The organism is Vibrio sp. MACH09 (genome assembly GCF_033238805.1).
Lineage (GTDB): Bacteria > Pseudomonadota > Gammaproteobacteria > Enterobacterales > Vibrionaceae > Vibrio.
On the sequence record NZ_BSFZ01000002.1, the window covers coordinates 635427 to 659532 of the forward strand.

At 42.3% G+C, this 24106-nt stretch carries 20 protein-coding genes and 1 pseudogene; 10 read left to right on the plus strand and 11 right to left on the minus strand.

The genetic code is table 11. The annotated features are described in order from the left end of the window. Positions 1 to 24: 24 nt before the first annotated feature. Complete coding sequence (locus tag CHJ_RS18165) at positions 25 to 744, minus strand: SDR family oxidoreductase (protein WP_171753458.1); 720 nt, start codon at positions 742 to 744, stop codon at positions 25 to 27. A 208-nt stretch (positions 745 to 952) separates the two neighbouring features. After that, complete coding sequence (locus CHJ_RS18170) at positions 953 to 1846, minus strand: LysR family transcriptional regulator (RefSeq protein ID WP_171753459.1); 894 nt, start codon at positions 1844 to 1846, stop codon at positions 953 to 955. Between the two features lie 244 nt (positions 1847 to 2090). Between CHJ_RS18170 and CHJ_RS18175 the strand changes: the two are divergent. Then, positions 2091 to 3050 (plus strand): annotated as a pseudogene (locus CHJ_RS18175) (transposase). Between the two features lie 255 nt (positions 3051 to 3305). Here the strand turns inward: CHJ_RS18175 and CHJ_RS18180 are convergent. The 4 genes from CHJ_RS18180 to CHJ_RS18195 all read right to left on the minus strand — a co-directional run bounded on the left by CHJ_RS18180 (position 3306) and on the right by CHJ_RS18195 (position 8209). Next, positions 3306 to 4400: a DUF1513 domain-containing protein gene (locus CHJ_RS18180; RefSeq protein WP_317918534.1), complete on the minus strand. Its 1095-nt coding sequence runs from the start codon at positions 4398 to 4400 to the stop codon at positions 3306 to 3308. Continuing rightward, positions 4381 to 5451, minus strand: a complete 1071-nt coding sequence (locus CHJ_RS18185; protein WP_317918535.1) for an imelysin family protein — start codon at positions 5449 to 5451, stop codon at positions 4381 to 4383. The genes CHJ_RS18180 and CHJ_RS18185 overlap by 20 nt, the downstream gene beginning before the upstream one ends. A gap of 10 nt (positions 5452 to 5461) precedes the next feature. After that, positions 5462 to 6844 carry a di-heme oxidoredictase family protein gene (locus tag CHJ_RS18190; protein WP_317918536.1) on the minus strand — a complete coding sequence of 461 codons (1383 nt, stop codon included), beginning with the start codon at positions 6842 to 6844 and terminating at the stop codon, positions 5462 to 5464. A gap of 102 nt (positions 6845 to 6946) precedes the next feature. Then, positions 6947 to 8209, minus strand: coding sequence for an imelysin family protein (locus CHJ_RS18195; RefSeq protein WP_317918537.1), 1263 nt, complete (start codon positions 8207 to 8209; stop codon positions 6947 to 6949). Positions 8210 to 8596: 387 nt separating this feature from the next. Here CHJ_RS18195 and CHJ_RS18200 point away from each other — a divergent pair, with 387 nt between their 5' ends. Next, the gene (locus CHJ_RS18200) at positions 8597 to 9247 is read left to right on the plus strand and encodes an alpha/beta hydrolase (protein ID WP_317918538.1); all 651 of its coding nucleotides are present in this window, start codon (positions 8597 to 8599) and stop codon (positions 9245 to 9247) included. Positions 9248 to 9407: 160 nt separating this feature from the next. On the opposite strand, the gene CHJ_RS18205 is transcribed toward CHJ_RS18200, so the two are convergent. Next, complete coding sequence (locus CHJ_RS18205; protein ID WP_317918539.1) at positions 9408 to 11072, minus strand: methyl-accepting chemotaxis protein; 1665 nt, start codon at positions 11070 to 11072, stop codon at positions 9408 to 9410. A gap of 283 nt (positions 11073 to 11355) precedes the next feature. Further along, positions 11356 to 12060 carry a DUF445 domain-containing protein gene (locus CHJ_RS18210; protein WP_171751258.1) on the minus strand — a complete coding sequence of 235 codons (705 nt, stop codon included), beginning with the start codon at positions 12058 to 12060 and terminating at the stop codon, positions 11356 to 11358. 574 nt (positions 12061 to 12634) lie between these two features. Between CHJ_RS18210 and CHJ_RS18215 the strand changes: the two genes are divergently transcribed. Beyond that, positions 12635 to 13462: a class I SAM-dependent methyltransferase gene (locus tag CHJ_RS18215; RefSeq protein ID WP_171751257.1), complete on the plus strand. Its 828-nt coding sequence runs from the start codon at positions 12635 to 12637 to the stop codon at positions 13460 to 13462. A gap of 162 nt (positions 13463 to 13624) precedes the next feature. Here the strand turns inward: CHJ_RS18215 and CHJ_RS18220 are convergent, their stop codons facing one another. After that, positions 13625 to 14962, minus strand: coding sequence for a dicarboxylate/amino acid:cation symporter (locus CHJ_RS18220; RefSeq protein ID WP_171751256.1), 1338 nt, complete (start codon positions 14960 to 14962; stop codon positions 13625 to 13627). 709 nt (positions 14963 to 15671) lie between these two features. Here CHJ_RS18220 and zwf point away from each other — a divergent pair. The 4 genes from zwf (at position 15672) to cyaB (ending at position 20132) form a co-directional block, all read left to right on the plus strand. Next, positions 15672 to 17249, plus strand: a complete 1578-nt coding sequence (gene zwf / locus CHJ_RS18225) for a glucose-6-phosphate dehydrogenase (RefSeq protein WP_317918540.1) — start codon at positions 15672 to 15674, stop codon at positions 17247 to 17249. 2 nt (positions 17250 to 17251) lie between these two features. Continuing rightward, positions 17252 to 17977, plus strand: a complete 726-nt coding sequence (gene pgl, locus CHJ_RS18230) for a 6-phosphogluconolactonase (RefSeq protein WP_317918541.1) — start codon at positions 17252 to 17254, stop codon at positions 17975 to 17977. Further along, positions 17977 to 19425, plus strand: coding sequence for a decarboxylating NADP(+)-dependent phosphogluconate dehydrogenase (gene gnd, locus CHJ_RS18235; RefSeq protein WP_317918542.1), 1449 nt, complete (start codon positions 17977 to 17979; stop codon positions 19423 to 19425). The genes pgl and gnd overlap by 1 nt, the downstream gene beginning before the upstream one ends. Before the next feature lie 140 nt (positions 19426 to 19565). Then, positions 19566 to 20132 (plus strand): class IV adenylate cyclase, encoded by a 567-nt coding sequence (gene cyaB / locus CHJ_RS18240; RefSeq protein WP_317918543.1) that lies wholly within the window; start codon positions 19566 to 19568, stop codon positions 20130 to 20132. A 14-nt stretch (positions 20133 to 20146) separates the two neighbouring features. Here the strand turns inward: cyaB and CHJ_RS18245 are convergent, their stop codons facing one another. Together CHJ_RS18245 and CHJ_RS18250 are read right to left on the minus strand one after the other, a co-directional pair. Then, positions 20147 to 20974, minus strand: coding sequence for a substrate-binding periplasmic protein (locus tag CHJ_RS18245; RefSeq protein ID WP_317918544.1), 828 nt, complete (start codon positions 20972 to 20974; stop codon positions 20147 to 20149). Positions 20975 to 21226: 252 nt separating this feature from the next. Then, complete coding sequence (locus CHJ_RS18250; RefSeq protein WP_317918545.1) at positions 21227 to 21559, minus strand: PBPRA1643 family SWIM/SEC-C metal-binding motif protein; 333 nt, start codon at positions 21557 to 21559, stop codon at positions 21227 to 21229. Between the two features lie 332 nt (positions 21560 to 21891). On the opposite strand from CHJ_RS18250, the gene yhfZ reads away from it, so the two are divergent. The 3 genes from yhfZ to CHJ_RS18265 are packed head-to-tail and all read left to right on the plus strand — an operon-like array spanning position 21892 to position 24078. Then, positions 21892 to 22788: a GntR family transcriptional regulator YhfZ gene (gene yhfZ / locus CHJ_RS18255; protein WP_317918546.1), complete on the plus strand. Its 897-nt coding sequence runs from the start codon at positions 21892 to 21894 to the stop codon at positions 22786 to 22788. Between the two features lie 37 nt (positions 22789 to 22825). Next, positions 22826 to 23206 carry a hypothetical protein gene (locus tag CHJ_RS18260; protein WP_317918547.1) on the plus strand — a complete coding sequence of 127 codons (381 nt, stop codon included), beginning with the start codon at positions 22826 to 22828 and terminating at the stop codon, positions 23204 to 23206. Beyond that, positions 23203 to 24078, plus strand: coding sequence for a phosphotriesterase-related protein (locus tag CHJ_RS18265; protein ID WP_317918548.1), 876 nt, complete (start codon positions 23203 to 23205; stop codon positions 24076 to 24078). Before CHJ_RS18260 ends, CHJ_RS18265 begins: the two co-directional genes overlap by 4 nt. Positions 24079 to 24106: the final 28 nt, after the last annotated feature.

The following is a 24106-nucleotide window of genomic DNA, read 5'->3' on the forward strand; positions in this document are numbered from 1 at the left end:
ATCATATGGTAGTGTCAGAGTTAATTAAGGCTGTTGACGTGTAGCGCAGATAACAATCTCTCGAACACACACGCCTTGCGGTTGTTGGTATGCATACTCGACAGAGCGAGCTATATCATCAGGAACGAGAGCTCCGCCCATCGAATCTTTCCACTCTTCGTAACCGTCAATAATGTCATTAGAGGTAGTGTGAGACAGTAACTCTGTTTCTACAGCACCTGGTGCAATTGTTGTTACACGCACATTGGACGCCGATACTTCTTCGCGTACGTTTTCTGAGATAGCGTGTACAGCAAATTTTGTTCCACAATACGCAGCATGATTAGGAAATGTTTTACGACCGGCGATAGAACTGATGTTAATAATAGTTCCGCTTTTGCGTTCTTTCATCGGCGCTAGTACCGCTTGCATACCGTTCATTAAACCGATGACATTAACATCAAACATCGTTTTCCACTCTACGGGATCTTGGACATCCAGTTCACTTAACAGCATAACGCCAGCATTGTTAACGATACAATCTGTTGGACCAAATGTCGCTTCTGCTTTAGTGATAGCGGCTTCAAATGATGCTCTATCTGTCACATCCACTTTTTCACATAGGGTATTGGGTAGTTCAAGTGCTTGTAAGCGGTCAATACGACGTGCCAAAAGTAGTAGCGGGTGGCCTGCTGCACTTAAACGACGAGCGATAGCTTCACCAATTCCTGAACTTGCGCCTGTAATAACGATTAGCTTTTTCATTTTTATACCCCATTTATCAATTTGATTAGATAAGCAACGTCTTTTGTTGCGATGGAGTCATAGTAAGAAATCGTGCGTTATTGATATATAGCCTTTAAGTTCAAAGTCTGTTGCACAGGAGAAACAATACGCCCAAACGATTGTAATATATAGGGTTTAATGTTTCACCGATGTACTCTATCTAAGAAACCTAACAGGATATGCCAATTTAGCGATCGAACTGTTGTTTAATGAAGTCGATAAACGTGCGTAAGCGTTTTGGTTGATACCTGTCCTTGTGGTATATCGCAGAAAAAAGAACTGCTGGAATTTGCCATTGAGGCAGTATTTTGACCAGTTCACCACTTGCCACTTTTTCAGTGCAATACATTAATGGTACGCGGATGATGCCATTACCGGACAGTGCTCCGGTAACTAAAGCGTGACCATTTTTGCAGACGAACTTACCTTCAATATTCGCATCGTAATGATCTTGGCTGTTTTCAACGGATTGAAAACTCCAGCGTTTCACCGAACCTGTCAGGCAGTTGTGTTGGGCTAATTCTTTCGGATGGCTTGGAGAGCCATATTTCTCTATATACTTAGGGCTGGCTAATGTCACCATCTCTATATCCATGAGTTTTTTAGCAACAAAACCTGCGTCGTCTATCTCACCCATTCGAAAAGAGATATCAAATTCATCTTGGATAAGATCCACGCGGTTGCTACTGAAGTCCAAATGTATCTGGATTTGAGGATGCAGAGACATAAATTCAGCGATGTAGTGAGATATGATCGCTTCACCTATGTAGCCACCAACGCAGTTTACTCGAATAAGACCACGGACATCCTTGGTGTCGTCCACTGCCGCAATTAAAGCCTGATCAATATCGTTAAGTGCCTTCTCACATTGGTGATAAAAACGTTGTCCGGCAAGGGTAAGACTCAAAGTGCGTGTTGTGCGAGTAAGTAGAGTTACCCCGATCTGTTTTTCTAACGCACTGATTTGACGAGAAACATGAGATCGAGAGACAGACAGCTCTTCTGCTGCTTTGGTGAAGTTTCCCAACTGAGCAATCAATACAAAAGATCGAATATCAGCAAGATTGACACTGTTTAACATGGCGACTGTCCCTAGTTATCTTATTCATTGTTGCTTATAAGCAATAGTAAGCTAACTATAACATCATGTGTCAACAAAATATCTTTACTTTACTTCAAGGACACACACCGAAGTACCTCTACGGGACATACACCAAAAGTACTAAAATAGTTTGATTTTGTTATTTCCGCATTGTCACTAGCAATGCCGTTGAGTGATAACTGTTAGAGTGATTTAAATTCTCATGATAAAGCTTGCTGACACTATGACAACTGCTAGGAAACAACTTATCTCCGTTGATGCTACTGCGTATTACCATTGCGTTTCTCGCTGTGTAAGACGCAGTTTTTTGTGTGGTGAAGATGAATTAACACATACTAGTTATGAGCATCGTAGGGAGTGGATTGAGCGAAAAATCTACGCTCTTACTCATGTTTACTGTATTGACGTTTGTGCCTATGCCATCATGAGCAACCACTATCATCTAGTGCTGCACATTAATAAAGATAAAGCGCTGGCTCTGTCACGTCATGAGGTGGTTGAACGCTGGAGCCACGAGCACAAATTACCAGAACTAATACAACGTTGGCTCAATTTGCAGTTGGTTAGCCAAGCTGAGTAGAATCAATGCCTCAAACTTATTGAAGCATGGAGAGAAAGGTTATGGAACTTGAGTTGGTTTATGAAAGAACTCAACTACGATATTGCTTGTCGAGCTAACCGAGAAGATGACTGCACTGGGCATTTCTGGGAAAGTCGATTCAAAAGTCAGGCACTGTTGGATGACAAAGCGTTGGCGGCTGCTATGGTGTATGTTGATTTAAATCCTATTCGAGCGGGTGTTGCCAAAACTCCGGAAACATCTGAGTTTACGTCCATTAAAGCCAGAGTTGATGCTCTCAATAAAGATCTGGTTACCGCGCCTTGTTTGTATCCATTTGTGGGGAACTCAGGCAAAGAACATATAGAAGGACTACCGTTTCGATTAATAGATTATATTGAACTCGTGGATTGGAGTGCGCGTGCATGTCGAGACGGTACAGCCAAAATGCATGAAAGCGTTCCGCCTATTTTGGCGCGTTTGAATTTCAATCAAACACGTTGGTTAACGGTATGTACTGCACTAGAAAAAACTCGCTCGTCCGCAATTGGCAGTACTGACTGTATTACAAAAGCAAAGATCGCCTTGAACAAGAAAAAGATGCATATCTATCACCTAGAATAAACGTTTATGTTCAACTCATTCGTAATAACCTACACAAGTCAACATCTTGGAGAATTGCTGATTTCTTCAACTCTTCAGAGCAGGCTGCATTTTTCTAATATTTTCCTTTGGCAGAAAAATTGTTAGCGATTTCACTGAGACGATAACGAAAAAGCGACGATCGTATAATTATGACGTTTTGGAGTTTAAAGTGTGTGTCCTTTTTCTTACTTTTTCTTTTTTTCTTCTTTTGGTGTGTGTCCCGATGTTTATGTTTTATAGGACCTTAGACCAGTGGTTATCCCACTGGACACTGCTGGTTCGGGTGTATTTAGATTTGTTGGGGAGTTGTTCAACAACTTTTCCTGCTCCTGAACTAAGTCGAAACTCATTGCCATAAACCACGACTCCTGACGCATCGGGTAACGCATTCAGCTCAACCAGTTTTCCGCTTGTTTTGGACCAAATTCCATAGCAATTTCCTGGGGGAGAGGTGGCTAAAATCCATTCTTCCGTTGCTGCTATGCTAGCAATGTAATGGTTAAATCGAGCCCACTGTTCTGGTTCGGCTTTTAATTCTTGCATGCCACTACCGCGGGTATGCATTGCGATTAATGCGGGGTATTCATCCGGTTCGCCACGATATTGTTGTCCACAAAGTATCGTTTCTGAACCATCATGAGCAAGGTGACGGATGCTGAGTTTATGATCTGATAATGTAACCTGATCCAGAAGTTCGCCATCTTGAGAAAGGTAGCTCAGGCTTGGCGTCATGGTATTTAGGTTAAGAGGTTGTCTACCATTGGTGTGTACGCCTCCAACACCAACTGCCAGAGCCCCATCAGGCATCAGAATGATTTCATGGGGGCCGACGCCAAAGCCAGATAATTCGTTAATCTTCTTATACTGATCACGCACATCATAAACACCAATAATACCTCTGCTGGTGCCTTTTTCCCCTTCAGTGACAAAAAGGTAATTACCATCATGAGAGTAAACACCGTGTCCGTAGAAGTGTCTTGCTTGCTGAGTGAGTTGTAGCTTGATAACTTGCTCCGTGTGGTAATCAAATACCATAAAGAAAGTACCTGGCCGTCGACCGATAACCGTTGCGTGTCCTTGTCGATTCGTAGCTACACCGTGTCCACGTTCGGGGATGGGTAATTTAAAGAGAGGCTGACCATGCTCATCTGCTACTACAGCCGCATATTCATTGCGATTGATTATTGAACAACCAATCAATGCCGGTTCGCGTTTAGCGTCGTTAGCCAGTATAGAGGTACACCCAAAAGGGAGTATCGGTGTTGCCGCTCCAAAAAGAGCGGCTTTAAGTAAGGTTCGTCGATTAGTATTAGTCACCATCGGTAGCATTAAATCCTATTATTACGCCTAGTTCGATAGCCACTTCTTCATGAATAAGGTACTTCAGATATTCCAGCTTATTGTATTGAGCAAGTACCATTCGGTAACCTTCTTTACTTTGTAGTGCGCTAAACAGGCTGCTATCTTCCGGCCAAGTTCTTAGCGCAATATCAAATTGATTTTTTATTCTGTCTGCTAATTGGACTTTGTTTTGATCTCTTAGTAGTGCATCCAGACCATTCCCGTTAGCAAAATAGAGGGTTTGCAGAGCTTGTAGATTGGCTTTTAAATTAGACAATGACGTTTCTGAGCGCCACGATTCAGAAAAGTAAGGTCTTGGCTGACCGACATTGGCTAGGGGACGGCTAAGCTTTTTCATGCTGTACTCAAGTTGATTTGAGATTAATGAAATATACTCAGACTGCCATTCTTTCTCTTGCAGAGATTTCCATGGGTTTGTAGCCCATGCTTCGGCGATAATCTGTGCTTTGTTGTGCAGGTTCTCGGCAATCGCTACACCGGTCGAACAGGTGGCATTACTGGTTTTTAGTGATGAAATGTCGTCATACAGCAACCATTCTAGAGCACCTAGTCCTTGTACCGTCACGCTCTGTTTAGATAGCAGCTCGGCGCTCCAATTAGTCTCCGAATTTATTAGTACGGACATTTTACGACCTGTGGTGTTTTTTTTGTCAGGCCAAAACTGCACGTTCCAGCTCTGTTCCAATGCCTTTTCTGGTCCGCGTTCTTGGCCTTGTAGCGCCATCCATGCCAGCATTGTGTTGCGCCATTGCTGTTTTATTGGTGTCTGTCCCTGAATCGTTTTTGGTGCCTGTCCTTTTGTATCGTTTGTATCGAGAGAACAAAAATCGCGGAATGCTTGTTCCAGTGAGGAGGTCTGTTGCAGAAAGTTCTGCGCGGACTGAAATTGAACCTCATAGACTGCCTGTGAAATACTCGTTGTCTGCTCCGGAATGCTATTTTGGCTACTAGGGGTGGATTGGCAACCACTTACCCCCAGTATCATGAATACTGCACTTGTTAGTAGAGTCTTTTTCATGCTCGCTTCCTTATAAAGAGTTTAGAAACGCAATCAGAGCATCACGATCTTTTTTGTCTAGCGCCAGAACATTCTGTTTCGCCGTTTCTGCTTCACCACCATGCCAAAGTACCGCTTCCATTAGGTTGCGTGCGCGACCGTCATGTAAGAAGTAAGTGTGGCCGTTGACTTCTTTTGTGTAGCCAATTCCCCATAATGGCGCGGTTCTCCACTCTGTCCCGTTGGCTAAGTACTCTGGTCGGTTATCAGCTAAACCTTCACCCATATCATGTAACAACAGGTCGGTATACGGATGAATTAGTTGTTCAGAAAGAGCAGGTAGGTCCGGCCGTTTGGCTGTTTTTACGTTCGTCTTATGGCAGCTTTCGCAACCCGAAGAGGCAAACAGTTTTTGACCTAATTGAACTTGAGGATCTTTAACATTGCGGCGAATAGGGACTGCCAAGTGCTGGCTATAGAACTCCACAAAATCCAGTATGTTTTGGCTAACTTCAGGATGACCACCATTAGGCAGGTCGCTACATATACTTTGCTTAGTGGTGCAGTTTTCCTTGGAGAATAGATGGCTTGTTAGACCGATATCCCCGTTAAATGCTGCTGCGTTCTGTTGCATTAAGTTTGGTTGACCAGCTTTCCAGCCGAAGCGACCTATGGCGAAATCATTTTTTTCTACATCCCAGACTTTGTTTGCCTTACCCGTAACGCCATCGCTACTGCTACGGCCTGCACTTTCCCACTCTAGCAGTGTGCTGTCAGGGATACTTTCCAGCAGGCCAAGGCCAATCATTGGAGGTGCTACACGAGCTGAAAGCTGAGTATCAGGATGCATCTCGCCATAGCCTAGATTGATGATTTCTAGCTTAGGTTTTCTTAATGTTACCGTGGTGCCATCTTTGAATTGAACAGGCACATCGGTGTAAGTAATTTTAATTTCGCCTTCTGGCGTTTGATCTTGCAGTGCAAAATCTTGCAATTGACCCCCATAGGTTGGTTCTGGAATATTGCCATCCATAATGAAGGCTTTTTTCTGTTCTGGTGTCATGGCTGGAATACTTAAACGTACCAGCATAGATACTGCGTGAATATCATCTTCTTCCGGTGGGTGTCCGCGACCATCTTTGATATGGCAGTTCTGGCAACCATTGGTATTGAATAGTGGCCCTAATCCATCACGTGCTTCTGTTGATGCTGGTGCCTGTACCCAGGGGTTTCTGAAAAAACTGTTACCAACGCTAAAGTCTAGGCGCTTGCTTAGTGGCAGGTTCGCGGCGGGTAGTGAGTAAGCATTAGCGCCCTGCTTTTTTACACTGGTTTTGCCGCCCGACCTTACGTCGTAGGCCATAGCAGAGAAAGAAAGAATCGTGGCTAGCACGGGAATAAAGAATGTTTTCATGTTATTGCTCTATTAATACGTCTACTTCTAGTGTGATTACAACGAACTTAAACAGCAAAAGGGCTCCGAATGAGCCCTCTGATTAATTATTGTTTTAGCTGATTAAAATTCGTGGTCTGCGGTATCTGGATTTAAGCTGTCGATACCAACGATAGCCGCTGCTTTTTCAATGGCACTCGTTTGAGCGACTAAGGCAAAAATAGACTCATTTACCAGAGCATTACCTTGAGTGTTTCCTGCGGCGATTAATTGGTCAAAGTACTGATTGTCTTTCTCAGCAGAAGAGACAAGAGTCCCTACTTGGTTACGAGTCTTATCAAACTGCTTTTGGATTTCTTTCGCTGCTTGTTTATCTTTTTGAGCAACAAGATCGGCGATACTAGGACCAGATAACAGCGTACCGTTTTCTCGCTTGTAAAGACCGGTGTAGACATTGTAAATGCCTTGTTCGTTATAGTAGTGAGAGTTATGAGTGTTGTCTGAGAAACAGTCGTGCTCATCTTCTGTTGAGTTTGCTTCTAGCGCCACCTTCATACGCTCACCAGCAAGTTCACCAAGAGATAGTGAGCCCATACCAAATAACATCTTACGAAGACCGTTATCCGCCGAATCTGACAGTAGTTCTTGACGGTAGTTGTCTTTTACACTTTCAGACCACTGGTTTTCCATCCACTCAAGGTCTTGAACAAGAAGCTCTGCGGCAGCTTGAAGGTACTCACCACGACGATCACAGTTGCCGTTTGTGCAGTCAGAGCCAACAACGAAGTCGGTGTAAGCACGTTGACCGGCACCTGCGCTAGTGGCGTTAAGGTCTTGACCCCACAGTAAGAATTCAATCGCGTGATAACCAGAGGCTACATTGGCTTCTGAACCTCCAATTTCGTTAAGATCTGCAATCAATTCCGGAGTGATTTTTGATACGTCTAGTTGAGTGGCTCCCACCGTTAGGCTTGTGTTTGCAATGATATTTGCCGCCGCACCTTCATTACCCAGTTCATACTGGTAATCTGAAGAAACGTAGTCGATTAGACCTTCATCAAGAGGCCATGCGTTAAGCTGTCCTTCCCAATCATCAACGATGGCGTTACCAAAACGGAATACTTCAGACTGTTGATATGGTACGCGAGAATCAAACCAAGCTTGTTTTACTTCTTCAAACTTAGCTTTTGAAGGAGAAGCTAGAAATTGGTCGATCTTCATTTCTAGTGCTTTTGCAGTGGTTAACGAGTCAGCATAAACGGCGTGGGCAACGTCTGCGTAGTGTTCAACTACCTGTTGTTTAGTTACGTTAGCAGCGAGTGAACTGCCGCTGGCAATGAGTAGTGATGCAGTAATAGACTGGACTAGTACCTTTTTTGCATTCATCTGAGGCATCCTTGTTGAGCATTAAATTTATTATTTGTAATTACGAATTGTTATCATTAACATTCGCAGCAACACGCATAATACAAACTTTATACGTTTTTGCAACTTTACTGATAAAAAATCTGTATTGATGGTGTGTTGAGTAGCTATTTAAAAACTAGCTATTTCAAAATCAGCCTCAGAGATAACCTCCTTACTTAAGCTTACGTTCACTTACACACAACGGAAGATTAACCACTTATAATTTGATTCAAGTAGCCGTGATGTTGGTGACGAATGGATAAGTGTGTGTCCTGCATGAATAGGTGTGTGTCCCGTTATTCTATGCCGTTATTCTTGTCTCGTTATTTCAGCTCTGTTAGTCCTAATAAGTAGATATTTTTATAGATGAAAAATTTAAGTATTGTCAGCGTTATTGTTGCGCTGAGTGGTTGTCAAAGTATGTTTATTCCGCCTGTAACTTTGGATACGGATGGCAGTATTTCTACCATGACAGGTGTTATTGATGGGGAGACGGCGTCTCAATTGTCTGAGGAGCTGGCTGATAATTTGTCAGTAAATACCTTGGTGCTAAAAGGGATTCCGGGCTCAATCGATGATGAAAGTTCTTTAGCAGATGTGTATAAGGTCATTGATGATCACCAGTTGACTCTGATTGTGCCAGCCGAGGGGTATGTTGCGTCGGGCGGAACGGATATGTTGTTGATGAGCCGGAAGCGAGTGATCGAACCGGGAGCCTGTATCGGTGTGCATAGCTGGGCGATGGGTGAAGGAGGTGAGCTAGTTGAAGGTGGTCAGTTGCCACGCGATGCAAGCGAGCATCAAATGTATCTGGATTTCTATAAAAAAGCAGGCATTGATGCTGAGTTTTACTGGTTTACTCTGGAAAAAGCAGATTCAGAAAATATGCACTGGATGTCTGCGGAAGAGATTAATCGCTTTCATCTAAGTACGGTTGATGTACTTGATTTACAAAATGAAAATGAGCAGCAACGTACCGCTCGTTGTGAGAATCGTATCGATGAAATGGAAATCTAGTTGGCGATGATCTAGCTGGTCATGAAATAGAATTTGCTCTGTTCGGTCTTGGTGAGGCGATATCCTTTGGCTCAAGAGCAAAAAGTAATCAATAGAGAGTAAAACTAAAGGAGCCATCGTAATGATGGCTCCTTTAGTTTGTTTAACTTGTCTGGAGAGGTTAGATGGTAAAGCGACCAACCAATTCAGAAAGTTGTTGCGCCTTATCGTTGAGTTGTTGGCTACCGTTGCGATTGTCGTTAGCAAGCTGGGCAGATTGATTACTTTGATTAGAGATCACTTCAACCCGTTCGGAAATCTCTTGCCCCACTTGGCTCTGTTCATCGGTAGCGGTCGCAATTAAAGCGTTCATTTCCAAAATCACATTAATGGACTGCTGAATCTTAGTTAATGCCGCTGCGGCAGAATTCGCTTCCTCTACGGTTTGTGAACTGCGTGAACGGCTTTTCTCCATGGTTTGAACCGCTGCATCAGATGCGGCTTTCAGTTGCTGAATCATCTCATGAATTTCAAGAGTACTTTCCTGAGTACGGCTAGCAAGCTTACGAACTTCATCTGCTACTACCGCAAATCCACGTCCTTGCTCGCCAGCACGGGCAGCCTCAATGGCAGCATTTAACGCTAGTAAGTTGGTTTGCTCGGCAATGTCCTGAATGACCTCTAGTGAAGTGGAAATGTTTTGTACATCCCCTTCTAACTGAGACACCACTTCATTGGCTTGTTCTACGTCGTTGGCTAACGCTTCTACCGAAGTTGCCGCGGCGGTAACAATTCTCATCGCTTCAGAAGAGTTATCTTCGGCAGATTTAGCCGACTCTACCGCGTGTGATGCATTATCAGAAATAACGCTTGCCGTGGTTGTCATCTCGGTCATTGCTGCGGCAACCTGTTCGGTCTCTTCTCTTTGTCCTGAAGCGAGCTGGTCAACCTGAGAAGCCCTCCCTGACATATCGGTTGTTTCACTGACGACCTCTTGGCTAACTTGACTGACGTTGCCGATGATCGACTGGAGGCTGGCGACAAACTTATTAAAATTGGTACTGAGCTGATTGAATTCAGGAATGGCAAAATTGTCCATTCGAGCCGTTAAGTCGGCGTCACCTGAAGCAAATGAGGCAATAGAACGGTCAAACATATTCAATGGGCGAATAATGCTTTGATTAACAATTACCGCGAAAATACCCACAAAAACAACGATTACAAGGGTTGCGATTGCGATGGTGATAAGTGCTGATTTGGCAAGCGCATCGGAGCCTTGTTCCATCTCTAACATTGCTTTATCGACACCATCGATATAGAAGCCAGTCCCCACAATCAGATCCCATTGTGGAAAGTAGATGGAATAAGAGAGCTTTGGTGACGGTTTATCTTCACCAGGTTTTGGAAAATAGTAAGTCGTGTAACCACCACCGTTTTTGGCTTGTTTAATAATGTCCTGCAACAACAGGAATCCATTCACGTCTTTGAGATTCCAAAAACTATCTCCTAACCCTTTTTCACTTTGGCCTTGCAACAGTCTAATTGCCTTGGAGTCGTAACCAAAAAAGTAACCATTTTTACCGTACTTAATACTAAAAAGTGCAGCAATAGCTTCTTCACGTGTGGCGTTTCTGGCTTTCAATGGTGCAAGAACGGTATCTACGATATCAAGGTAGGATTTGAGCTCATCTTGTTTGCTTTGCATCATGCTGGCACGAGATGAAGACATATGCCCATCATTCAGTTCTTTTAGCTCAGCGCGAGTAAAGTACATATTGCCTAAAGCAATCAGTAGTAGGGGCAAAATGGCAAGTATATATAAGCGTGCTTTTATTGTTAGGTTCATCTTATATCCTAATAACTTTCTTTTATTGCTATTAGTTTAGTCAAAAAGTACTAATTTTGACTAGTAACGGAAAATTTAGGACAAACAAATGAAGTAAATGAGATCTGAGTAGTTATTTAATGAAAAAACAATATTATCACTAACAAACAAGGTGAAAATTAATGGAATAGTGCAGCAAAATTGACAGAATTGAATTGATAATTCTGCCAATTTTCAGTGAGTTTCATCGTATTGAGTTTTAGTTTGACCGTTTATGAGTGATTTTTCGTTATTACGCTGGTAATTAGGCAATAAATGACGATACAACACCGATCAAACCACCAAAGACTCCACCCCAAACAACTAACCAACCAAGATGCTGCTTAATCATGTCCTGTACCATTTCTTTAACCAGCTTAGGGGTCAGTTCGTTTAAGCGCTGATCGATTATATTTTCGATATTCACTTGGATCTCTTGCAGCATTTTTGGCTGCTCTAGTTGGTCTTTAAGAGCCGATTTAACTGAATCGCTCTGGCTTATTTCTACTACCGATTGTTGCATCTTCTCTACAAAGGGTTCTTTGAGAGGTTGCAAAGCTTCGGTTCCACCTACCATGGCTAACATACCACCGAAAGAGGAGTTAGCAATAACTTCCACTAATGAGTCGAAAGTCGGTTCAAAATCGATACTGTTTACGACAGGAGCTAAGTCAAGGGTGCTGCTACCGGCTAGCTCTTGGTTCAGAAAGCGATCAATATTTTCGTTGGTAAAAAACTGCTCCATCATCAAAGTTTTAATCGCGGCTTTAAACTCTTCAAATCTTGCAGGTATAACACCAGAGCCGTACAGCCCGGGTATTTTTTCAAACAACATATGAACCGCTAACCAATTGGTTATTGCACCAGAAAAAGCAAACAAGCCAGCGTACAGTAAGATCTCTTGTTGAGTTTGGTAGCCAATGGCTAGTATAAGCAGGGTAATAACATTGGTAACTAAGCTTTTATTCATTGTTTTAATTGATGAGAAGGTAATTTGTGAGCGAGATTTTAGAGAAGATAGGCAAGGAAATAAAGCATTGAGGTTATTAAGTTCAAATTTGCAGTAGACAGAGTAGATTTACGCACCTTTATATGTATTGAAATAACACATTTAAAATAGCCAAGATGGTGTTATTTTTGAGCAAGTTTATTTCATTCAAATCGCCGTGTATCTTGAACGATTATTAAGATAAGAAAATGGCTTGATCTTGGATTAGAGGAGGAATAAGATCATCTCGTTTCGAAGTGCTTATGCATAAATCCGTTCATTTAGCAGGAGATGCCGATCCGGAGTAACTAGACCTTTTTAAGGCGGGGATTCTGGAGCCTAGATAAATCGATTACAGAATATCAGTACACCAATAGACTCGACGTTATTTCTGTCGAGGAGTTTTATATACCATATACGTGTAGTTATGGGTGTGCTTGCTGTTTTGTAGAGGTCTATCTAAAAGATGGTTTCTTTTGCTTGGCATTCCCAACATATCTACTCTCTAAAGCTAGCCTTTATAACCAGTTATGCACCCCCTATATTAGGAGGCGGCATGCTAATTGAGCATGACATAAAAACTCAACTTTGTGAGTTCTCTCAGAAGTTGGGTTTGGTTACACCACAAAGAAACAATAAATCCAATAAAATCAGAAAGGTTGAGCAGATAATTGCGTTTTTGGAAGTGATTCATTCGCAAGTAAGAAAGTATTCTCACAAAAGGGAACTCGTGTTTGTTGATAGTGGCGCAGGTAACTGTTATCTGAGTTTTATCGTGTATTACTACTATCACTATGTAGTGCAACGACCAGTTCGAATCCACTGTATTGATATCAATGAGGCATTGATGAACAAAAATCGCGACTTTGCTGAGTCAATTGGTTTCGTTCAAATGCATTTTCATACTGCCGATATTGAACAATATACGCATAACGGTCCCATTGATGTTGCGTACTCACTGCACGCTTGCGACATTGCAACCGACAAAGCTATGCTACTTGGGCTAAGAAATAATGCTAAGCACATCCTTTCTGTTTCTTGTTGCCAACACAGCGTTAAAGGCAAAATGCAATCATATGTAAGCACTAGGGGATTAACCAAACATAGTGTTATTAAAGATCGGCTTCTTTACATGGTGTTAGATTCGATGAGAGCACTTCTATTAGAAATGCGATCTTATGATGTTGATGTGATTGAATTCGTATCTACCCGAGCTACAGATAAGAACTTAATGATCAGAGCGCATAAGAAACAACTTGTAAATGCCGATGCTATTTTCGGTCAATATAAACACCTTCGTAGTGCTTATAATCTTCGACCTTATTTGGAAGGGAAATTGGTTGAACTTGGTTTAGTTTCATCATTCGATCAAACATCTAATTAGCCGTTCTGTACGGACTGTTTTATTAGAGTGCAGTAGTTTTAAGATAGGAGTAGTTTTAGCACAGGCACATAAGTTGGCTGTTTGATGGAGCTATAACGATAGATAAGATAAAGGCCAAAAAGAGTGACTCTTTCTGGCCTTTAGTTGAACTAAGTGAGCGATTTACTGCTGACGAGAAAGCTCAGGTTGTTTCTCTTCTTCATGGTGGTCAAAGTGAATCTCTTCTTCCTCTTCACCAGCATGTGGGTCTTGAAAGCGTGTGATATCTAACTCGTTTTCTGACTTAGCAACAATACAGCTTACTGCGCTATCACCAGTAATATTGACTGCAGTACGGATCATATCGAGTAGACGGTCAACACCCATAATAAGCGCAATACCTTCTAGTGGCAGGCCTACTTGGTTTAACACCATAGCCAGCATGATCAAGCCAACACCGGGAACGCCGGCAGTACCAACTGATGCTAAAGTAGCGGTAAAGATGACAGTTAAGTAATCACCAATGGTTAAGTCAATATTAAACGCTTGAGCGATAAATGCAGTGGCTACCCCTTGCATTATCGCCGTACCATCCATATTTATCGTTGCGCCTAAAGGCACAGTGAATGACGCTACTTTATTGCTAACACCCAGACGATGAGTTGCCGTTTCCATTGTGACTGGAATCGTTGCATTAGATGACGCCGTCGAGAATGCAAACATGACCGCATCTTTCATTTTTGTAAGGAAAGTAATCGGGTTTAGGTTTGCAAATGTTTTCAGCATAAAGCTGTAAGTAAGCAGTCCATGTATCAGTAACGTTGCAGCTAACACCACAAAGTATTCAGCTAGGTTGACGATAGCGCTTAGCCCTAAACCAGTAAATAGCTTAGACATTAGGAAGAATACGCCGTATGGAGCAATATTCATGAGTAACGCAACCAGCTTCATGATGACTTCGTTAAGCGCGCTAAACATTGACGCAACTTGTTCTCCGGCTTTACCAGATAAACTGATAGCAATACCGAACAAAATAGCGAACACAATAATTTGTAGCGTCTTGCCTTCTGCCATTGCGTTGATTGGGTTAGTCGGGAACATCTGAATAATGACGTCACCTAACGAAGGCGCTTCTTTTGCTACGAAGCTCCCTGCTGCCGTTAAGTCAGCACCTGCACCGGGTTGGAAGACTGAACCCATAAATAGTGCAAGGGAGATCGCAATTGCGGTCGTTGTGATATAAAACAGTAGTGTTTTACCGCCAAGACGGCCTAGTGTAGCAACATCCTTGAGAGAACTGGTTCCACAAACCAGTGAGACAAATACCAGCGGAACAACAAGCATTTTTAAGCTTGCAATAAAGATCTTTCCGCCTACATCTAAAAATCCATTTACCACATATGTGTCGATAAAAGCATTGCCATCGAAAAATGTTCGGATTGCTAATCCTGTGAGAATCCCAAATACCATCCCTAGAAGAACTCTATTTGTCAGAGACAGTTTTTTGTTATTTCCATCCATTATTTCACCTTAACATCTTATATTTCGGCCGAGCAGAGTACGGTAAATTTTTTGTTCCGACAATCTTGACATCTTTAGATTTATATATGTCAAAATGGCGAAAAATAGAGAATGTTTAGAATTTGTTAATGGGTTTTAGCAATTATATATCACAATGAACTGTAAAGTTTGACATGGCTCCCAAGTGTTAATTTGCCTAATAATCAAAAGGTTAGTGAGTATTGTGGTTTGAGTCTTTTCTGTCGGTGATTTTTTGTTCATTTTGGCGTTATTAATGACTGATTAACACGTTTTTACAGATGTCATGTTTCTGTAATGAGGTGAAATAATGTGACCTAGGTTAACTTTGTATATACATGGTTGACAAAAAATAACCAACAAAACGCAGTTGTTCCTAGCAAAACCTTATTCAAAAGCATGAATATAAAGCAAAAAACAGGGTTTTTTTAGTTAGCTGGTAAGGTCAAGTGTTTTGATTATGAAAAAAAATCAATGAATCAATCGAATAAATTATGGTAAACAGATCTATTAAGTTACCGGTAACAGGGTTAAGATGATTGCGGACTGTTGACCTTGTTCAAGCCGATTTTCGATTGGACAATGCTAGTGGCTTAAAGATCAACAGACCGTAGCGATTTGAGTATAGAGCTCTTGTTAGGTCTTTATTGAAACCTTGGAAAAGATGCACGATTTACTGTGTGAGAAAAATATGAAAAATTTAGAAAGTACAGTTAGTCCAGATATCAACACTCAGGACAGCAATTCATCGGAAAGCAATACATCAGAAAGCAATACGCCAGATAATAATGTCATTGTTATATTTGGTGCTTCTGGTGATCTGACGCACCGAAAACTTATTCCTGCTTTATATCATTTATATTCTAATAATATGCTACCAGAAGATTTTGCTGTGTTGGGTGTGAGCCGAACGGTGTTCAGTGATGAACAGTTCCAGCAGAAAATGATGCAAGCATTGGTTGAAAATGAGCAAGTAGAGCAGCAAGCAGTAGAAGCTTTCTGTAAGCACCTTTATTACCAGCCGCTAAATACTTCAGATGTTGATGAGTATGCTAACCTCAAATCTCGTTTAGCGGATCTGCATCAGTTGCACAATAGCGGTGGCAATACGGTCTATTACCTATCCACGCCGCCGAGCCTTTATGGTGTTATACCTCAATGTTTAGCTGCTCATGGCCTTAATGAAGAAGTGCAAGGCTGGAAAAATCTGATTGTCGAAAAACCGTTTGGCTACGATTTGGCATCAGCAAAAGAGTTAGATCAACAAATTCATAACTGCTTTCAAGAACATCAAATCTATCGCATTGACCACTATCTAGGGAAAGAGACAGTACAGAACTTATTAGTCCTTCGTTTCTCTAACGCGATGTTTGAACCGCTATGGAATCGCAATTACATCGACCACGTAGAAATTACCGCTGCTGAGTTTCTTGGGGTAGAAGAGCGAGGGGGATATTACGATGGCGCTGGCGCTGTAAGAGATATGTTCCAGAATCATCTATTACAAGTGTTGGCTATGGTAGGAATGGAACCTCCATCGGTCATTAATGCGGACTCAATGCGCGATGAAGCAGTAAAAGTGATGCAATGCTTTAGACCGCTTACCGACGACGATCTACAAAAGAACCTTGTGCTAGGGCAGTACACTAACTCTTACGTTCGGGGTGAAGACTTGCTGGGATATAGAGATGAACCCGGTGTAGCCGAAGATTCAAGAACAGAGACCTATGTAGGGTTAAAGATGTTTATTGATAACTGGCGCTGGAACGGTGTGCCTTTTTATGTTCGCACAGGCAAAAGATTACCAACCCGAGTCACAGAAGTGGTGATTCACTTTAAGAAAACACCTCATCCCGTTTTTGGTGTCAATGCACCGGAGAACAAACTGATTATTCGTATTCAGCCAGATGAAGGGATATTAATGAGTTTTGGGCTTAAAGAGCCTGGTGCCGGCTTTAAAGCGAAAGAAGTGTCAATGGACTTCCGTTACAACGAGCTGGAAGAGACCAATATGCTAACCGCTTATGAGCGCCTGATTCTTGATTGCATGAAGAGTGATGCCACTCTGTTTGCTCGTACCGATGCGGTAACCGCGTGTTGGCAGTTTGTTGAGCCTATTCTTAAGCACAAAGAAAACCCAGAACACCTATTTGGCTATGCGGCCGGTACGTGGGGACCAAAAGAAGCCGATGATTTGCTTAAAGATGACGGTCGCGATTGGCGTTTCCCATGTAAAAACTTAACTAATACCGAATACTGCGAGTTATAACCATGAACTATCAACTATTTGAGACTGCTGAAAAAGTAATCGAAACCTTAGCGAACTCCTTGCTGCGTTATAGCCAGCAAGGACGAGCTGTTCACATCTCTCTTTCTGGAGGCAGTACGCCTAAACAGCTGTTTGCGAGTCTGGCTTCTTCACCTTATGCCGAAAAAATTCAGTGGCAAAATCTCCATTTTTGGTGGGGAGATGAACGTTGTGTTGCGCCAAATGATCCTGAAAGCAACTATGGTGACGCAAACCATCTGCTGTTTCAGCGCATTAATATTCCAGCAGAGAACATACACCGTATCTTAGGTGAAAATGATCCAGAGCAAGAGGCCATTCGTTTCGCCGATGAGATGACGCAAGTGATTCCGGCAAAACGTGGATTACCCGCTTTTGATTGGATAGTGCTAGGAATGGGAACCGACGGGCATACCGCGTCTCTGTTTCCCAACCAAACTAATTTCGATGAACCAGCACTAACACTGGTCGCGTCGCACCCTGAGAGTGGGCAACTTCGAGTATCGAAATCCGCTCGTTTATTAGCGAATGCAGAACGTATTACCTACTTAGTCTTGGGAGAAAGCAAGGCGAAAGTAGTACAACAAATTCAACAGCAGCCAGCGGATGCGCTTCCGTATCCGGCTGCAAAAATTGTATCTAGCCACGGTCAAACAGAGTGGTACTTAGATTCACAGGCAGCAAGCTTGCTTGTAAAAGGAGAGAAATAATGAAAGGTGATATTGGTGTAATTGGTTTGGCTGTTATGGGGCAAAACCTGATACTGAATATGAATGATCACGGTTTTAACGTTGTGGCGTTTAACCGCACTGTATCTAAAGTCGATGAGTTTTTGCAAGGAGCAGCGAAAGGAACCAATGTTATCGGTGCCTCTTCAATGGAAGATCTTGTTGCCAAGTTGCAGACTCCACGAAAAATAATGCTAATGGTCAGAGCTGGCGATGTGGTTGATCACTTTATTGACGCACTCGTTCCTTTGCTAGATAAAGGTGACATCATTATAGATGGTGGTAACTCAAATTATCCTGATACAAATCGCCGTGTTGCCGCTTTGGAACAACAAGGTATCTACTATGTTGGTACTGGTGTATCGGGTGGTGAAGAAGGTGCTCGATTTGGTCCTTCTATTATGCCGGGTGGTTCAGAAGAGGCATGGCCAGCAGTTAAGCCTATATTCCAAGCGATATCCGCAAAGACTGAAGATGGTGAAGCCTGTTGTGATTGGGTAGGTCGAGATGGATCTGGTCACTTTGTTAAGATGGTGCATAACGGTATCGAGTACGGTGATATGCAGCTTATTAGTGAAGCATACCACTTTATGAAAGAAGGCCTTGGTTTGTCTCATGATGAGATGCAGAGCATTTTTGAACAGTGGAAATCCACAGAGCTAGACAGCTATTTGATCGATATCACCACGGATATTTTAGGCCACAAAGATGAAGATGGTGAGCCGCTGGTGGAGAAAATACTCGATACAGCAGGGCAAAAAGGCACCGGTAAATGGACCGGTATTAACGCTCTTGATCTTGGTATTCCATTAACGTTAATCACGGAGTCAGTATTTGCTCGCTGTTTGTCGGCATTGAAAGATCAGCGTGTTGAAGCAGAAGTGGAATTTGCAAAAACCATTCAGCCTATTGAAGGGGATAAACAACAGTGGATCGAAGCGGTACGTCAAGCGCTACTTGCCTCTAAGATTATCTCCTACGCGCAAGGTTTTATGTTGATTCGTGAAGCATCAGAAGAGAACGATTGGTCACTTAATTATGGTAGTGTGGCCTTAATGTGGCGTGGCGGCTGTATCATCCGTAGTGCATTTCTTGGTAATATTCGTGATGCTTATCAAGCCAATCCAGAGATTAAATTCCTCGGGTCAGATCCTTACTTTAAAGATATCTTGCAATCAAGCTTACCGGCATGGCGTAAAGTCGCAGCTAAGTCTTTAGAGATCGGTCTGCCTATGCCAACAATGACCTCTGCGTTAACCTTCCTAGATGGTTACACCACTGCAAGGTTGCCAGCAAATATGTTGCAAGCACAACGTGACTATTTTGGTGCACATACATATGAACGTATCGACCAGCCTAGAGGCCAGTTCTTCCATACTAATTGGACGGGCACTGGCGGCGATACCGCATCAACAACGTATGACGTATAGGTAAAATTGCTCAGGGTAAAGGCGGTCATTTGATCGCCTTTTTGTTATATTGCGTCTGCTATTTACCTACGGTGACATTGGTAAGCCAGATAGCGAAAAACCGATAAATATTTGCAGAACTAGTAGAGAGTGCATAAGTAATGAGCAGCGACCATTTTAAAGGTAAGTTCGAAGTTGAGTTGAAGTATCGTTTACCATCGCGAGAGGCGTTTTTGCAGCAACTACACTCTATGGATTACCAAACCATGCTGGAAGACAACATAGAGTCGGACTGCTATTTCGATACTGTGGATAAGCAGTTACTCATGGAGAATAAAAGCCTTTGTATTCGAGAAATGGAACCGTCCGGCATTAAGCTATGGATTGTTAAAGGACCAGAAGTGGACCGTTGTGAAGCGAGCAATATAACAGATGCAAAGATGGCAAGAAGCATGCTCAAAACCATGGGGTTCGATTGTGTATTACAGATGAAGAAACAGCGAAGTATTTACTTTATTGGTGAATTTCACCTCACTTTAGATCAGTTGCCTGGAGTAGGGGATTTTGCCGAGTTTGCCATAATGACCGACGATGAAACGCGGTTAGAGCAATACAGAGCTGAGCTCATCGATCTTGCTCGTCGTTTTCAGTTGGAGAGTGTCAATTTGGAGCATAAATCATATCGAACCCTCTTTACAGAGTACGCAGAAGCGGCAAAAACCAAATGATATAAGTATGGTCGCTAATAGCGATATTTATCAAACACAGCGTCAATAAAACCGTCTTTTTTCATCTCTTCCATATTTAAATTGATCTGTCGGATATAACGTTTTGGAACTCGATCTTTATTAAATAGCATGTAAGTTGGCCAAGTAAGTACCACCATATTCTCTGTTGGTATGTCAGGCCGTTTGATAATGTCGATTCTATTTTGTAAGTTATTTTTTTTGATGTAATGCATAACAGGTAGATAGTCGCCAACCAACATATCGACTCTGTTGGCTAATAGCATATCGATGCTCTGCTGAGTGGACTTACTCTGTTCAACTCTAAGAAAATTATTATTATCAATGGATTGACGCAATTTTCCTGAGCCGTATAAGTAACCTAAACGTACCGCAATGGAGTAGTTTTCAACATTATCAAAGTTGGAATTAACCGTAATATCATCATTTCTTCTTTTAAACAGGACATATTTTTGCAAAATGAGCGTGGTGTCTACATAGTGCCCCCACTCTTGTCTCGCTTGATTTTTCCCTGCATTAAATAAAATATCATTATGTCCATTTTCTACTGAATAGACGGCTCTTTTCCAAGGAAAGAAATGAAACTCTAGATGCTCAACTCCTGTTCTTTTTACCGCTTCTTGAATGATTTCTACAGCAATACCACGGGGTTCACCATCAACTGTGTATTCATAGGGTGGATACTCTAGTGTCGCGGCGCTAAGGGATTTAGGCATAATGTTAGAGGAAGCAGAGGCGGTTGCCGCACAATAGATAACAGAGAATAGTAAAACATTTATTATGTAAGTCAGTCTAGGGAGAGAGAATGTCTTGTGCCTTAACATCGAGGAATTAGCCTAACTTTATAAAGGATTACAAAGTATTGATGCTAATGATGGTTAGGTCAACCATTTGATAAAGGCTGCAGCTCTCAAAAAAGAAAATTTTAATTGGCATCAATGAGTTATCTTCAAGAGAGCATTCGGTAAAAAGAGGCGCGTTTTAAAGGCCGTAAAATAGAAATGCGGTTCATACGGTGGTGATAATGTCAGTTACCACCACGCAGGCGTATTAAACGGTATGGCAGAACTAGCAGATTATCCGCAACATTTTTTGTACTTCTTCCCACTGCCACATAAACATGGTTCATTGCGGTTTGGCGTTTTCTCATTCGTTACGGTTTTGGGTTTGCTTAACACAGTATCTAACTCAATAGTGTTCTCTGTTTGCGTATCGTCAACAGTAATATCTACAGCAATGGCATGTTCTGCTGCGATTGCTTCAATCTCTTGTTTGCGAGTTTCTGTTTGAACCGTTACCGCGACCGGCGCTTCGTCAGATCCGGCCTTTACATCGCGCTTAACGTTGTAACCAGACATGACATGGTTTTGTCTTGTTTCGATTCGACCTTTAAAGAACATTTTAGACATTGAGTACTTATTTCCAATAGCGTTGGTGGGTTAGAGGCGTGGATTATATACTCAAGTGACCTCAAGATGCTTGTTCAGCGAGAATTTATTGGTTGCTGATCAAGGCACTGATTTGAAGGCATCGTCATTCTACGGAAAGAAATTGATGAAACAGAGTCGTAAACAAGGAGCGGTACAGCATTAGTCAACCCTTATGGCTATTGATAGCACACCGATACTCTCTTGCTGGATAAGCGCAAAATCTGCTTGGCTTCACACTTTACTCATGCACTACTTTGTATCACAAATAATAGCTGCTATTTTTATCTTCAAAATAATGAGGATTAATATTTGTGGCAGTGAAGTATATAAATAAAGAAGGCACAGCGATCATGAGTGTTGCTCAGTACTTAATGACAACCTCGGAAGGTGACCGCTTGCGAACCATTGATTCTCTGTCTGAAGAGTTTTTTGTTTCTGTAGGGTTTATCCAAAAGGCGCTGACAACGATTGAACAGCGAGGCGCGGTTGTTTTATCTAAACAGGGGCGCAATGGCACCTTTATTACTCAACTTAACTTTCGAGAGCTGGTTTCTTGCGCTGGAATTAGTAATGTTGTGTGTGCGATGCCGTTGCCTTATACACGCCACTACGAAGGCCTAGCAAGTGGGCTTAAAGCTCAACTTGGGGACTTACCTTTGTATTTTGCTCATATGAGAGGGGCAAGTGTTAGAGCGGAATGTTTACGCAGCGGTACTTATGACATCGCGATAATGTCAAAACTGGCGGCAAGGGAGCTTGCAAGTGGATTAGTGACTGCTATTGATTTAGGGCCACGTTCCTATTCTCATGAACATCGACTTATTTACAAAGAAGGCCGCTATGATGCAATTCGTCGTGTAGGGGTTGATCCAGATTCACCGGATCAGAAGATCCTCACTAACCAAGCATTTCAAGGTAAGGAAATAGACATTGTCGAGATTCACTACGGCGAGAGTTTAACCCACTTAACCAATGGTGATATTGATGCAGTTGTTTGGTTACCAGAAGCGATAGAAATGGAAAAATACGGGCTTGTCGAAAAATCGCTCAGTGACATGCCGGCCTGTCGCGATGCGTCAGAGGCGGTAATGTTGGTCAACGGTGAGTCAACACAGATAATCACCGTGCTGAGACAGTTACTTAAGCTGAGCCAACTGTTAAAACATCAACGGGACGTTGTTGATGAGAAAATAATTCCAAGTTATTGATGGTGAGAATAGTGACTATTCACGATGAGGAACAATAATGAAACAAAGATTTGAACTGTTGCTGCAAACGCAAGTGATCAGTCAGCGCGCCTACGACGGTTGTTTGCGAGTGTTGCAGTTACTCGATGATGAACTTGGTGTACCACATGATAATGAGCAATATCAGATGGTGTTGACGCATTTAGCTCGGGCGGCAGACCGCATTTGGCAAAATAACACCATTGCTCAAGGGCTGGACGCAGACATTTTACAAGAGATATATGATGATGATTTTAAAAGAACATCATTACTGCACCAAAAAACACTGAAGCGGATGGGGTTAGAGTCGGTTTCGGAGCAAGAAGAGAGCTATATGTTAGCGAATATATATTCTCTTTGTCAGTTAACCTTGTCAGCTTCAACTCTGGAGTCATTATGATTGATCGCAGTGGGTACACTTATTGCCATGAACATTTGCATATTGATCTATCTGAGCAGAAAGAAAACATCGACTGCCGTCTAGATCAATACCAGTTGTTGTGTGATGAAATGCGAGATCTGCAAGCGCATGGAGTGCGGAATATCGTAGAGGTAACTAACTTTTATATGGGCAGAAATCCTCATTTTATTGAAAATTTAACCAGAGATACTGGAATTAATGTTTTGCTCTCCACCGGTTACTACATCGAAGGTTTTTTCCCGCCAGAGCTGTACCAAATGAGTGTGGCAGATATTGCCGCTACCATGATTAAAGAAATAGACGTTGGCATCGAGCACACGTCGCTAAAAGCCAGTGTTATCGGAGAAATTGGCAGCAGTGAAAACGGCTTTAGTGAAACTGAGAAAAACGTATTTCGTGCCGCCGCGATGGCACAACTAGAAACAGGTAAGCCAATCTCCACTCATCAATCGATGAGTACCATGGGAAGGGCGCAAATCGAGTTATTGAAAAGTTGTGGCGCTTCATTAGAAAAAGTCACCATTGGCCACTGCGATTTACGTGACAATTTGGATGACCTCTTATGGATGCTGGATAAAGGGTGCTATGTCCAGTTCGATACCGTCGGAAAAAACAGTTACTACCCCGATTCTTGTCGTGCTCAGACATTGCAGACCTTGTGTGAGAGAGGCTACTCATCTCAACTGATGCTATCAATGGATATTACCCGTCGGTCACACTTAAAAGCGAATGGAGGGCTCGGGTTCAGTTACTTAATTGATCAGTTTGTTCCTCTATTAAAACGTCATGGAGTAAGTGAACAACATATTGAATTGATGCTAAAGGAAAACCCTGCCCGTTTATTTGGTTAAACAGCAGATATGCCTATTAAAGAAGAAG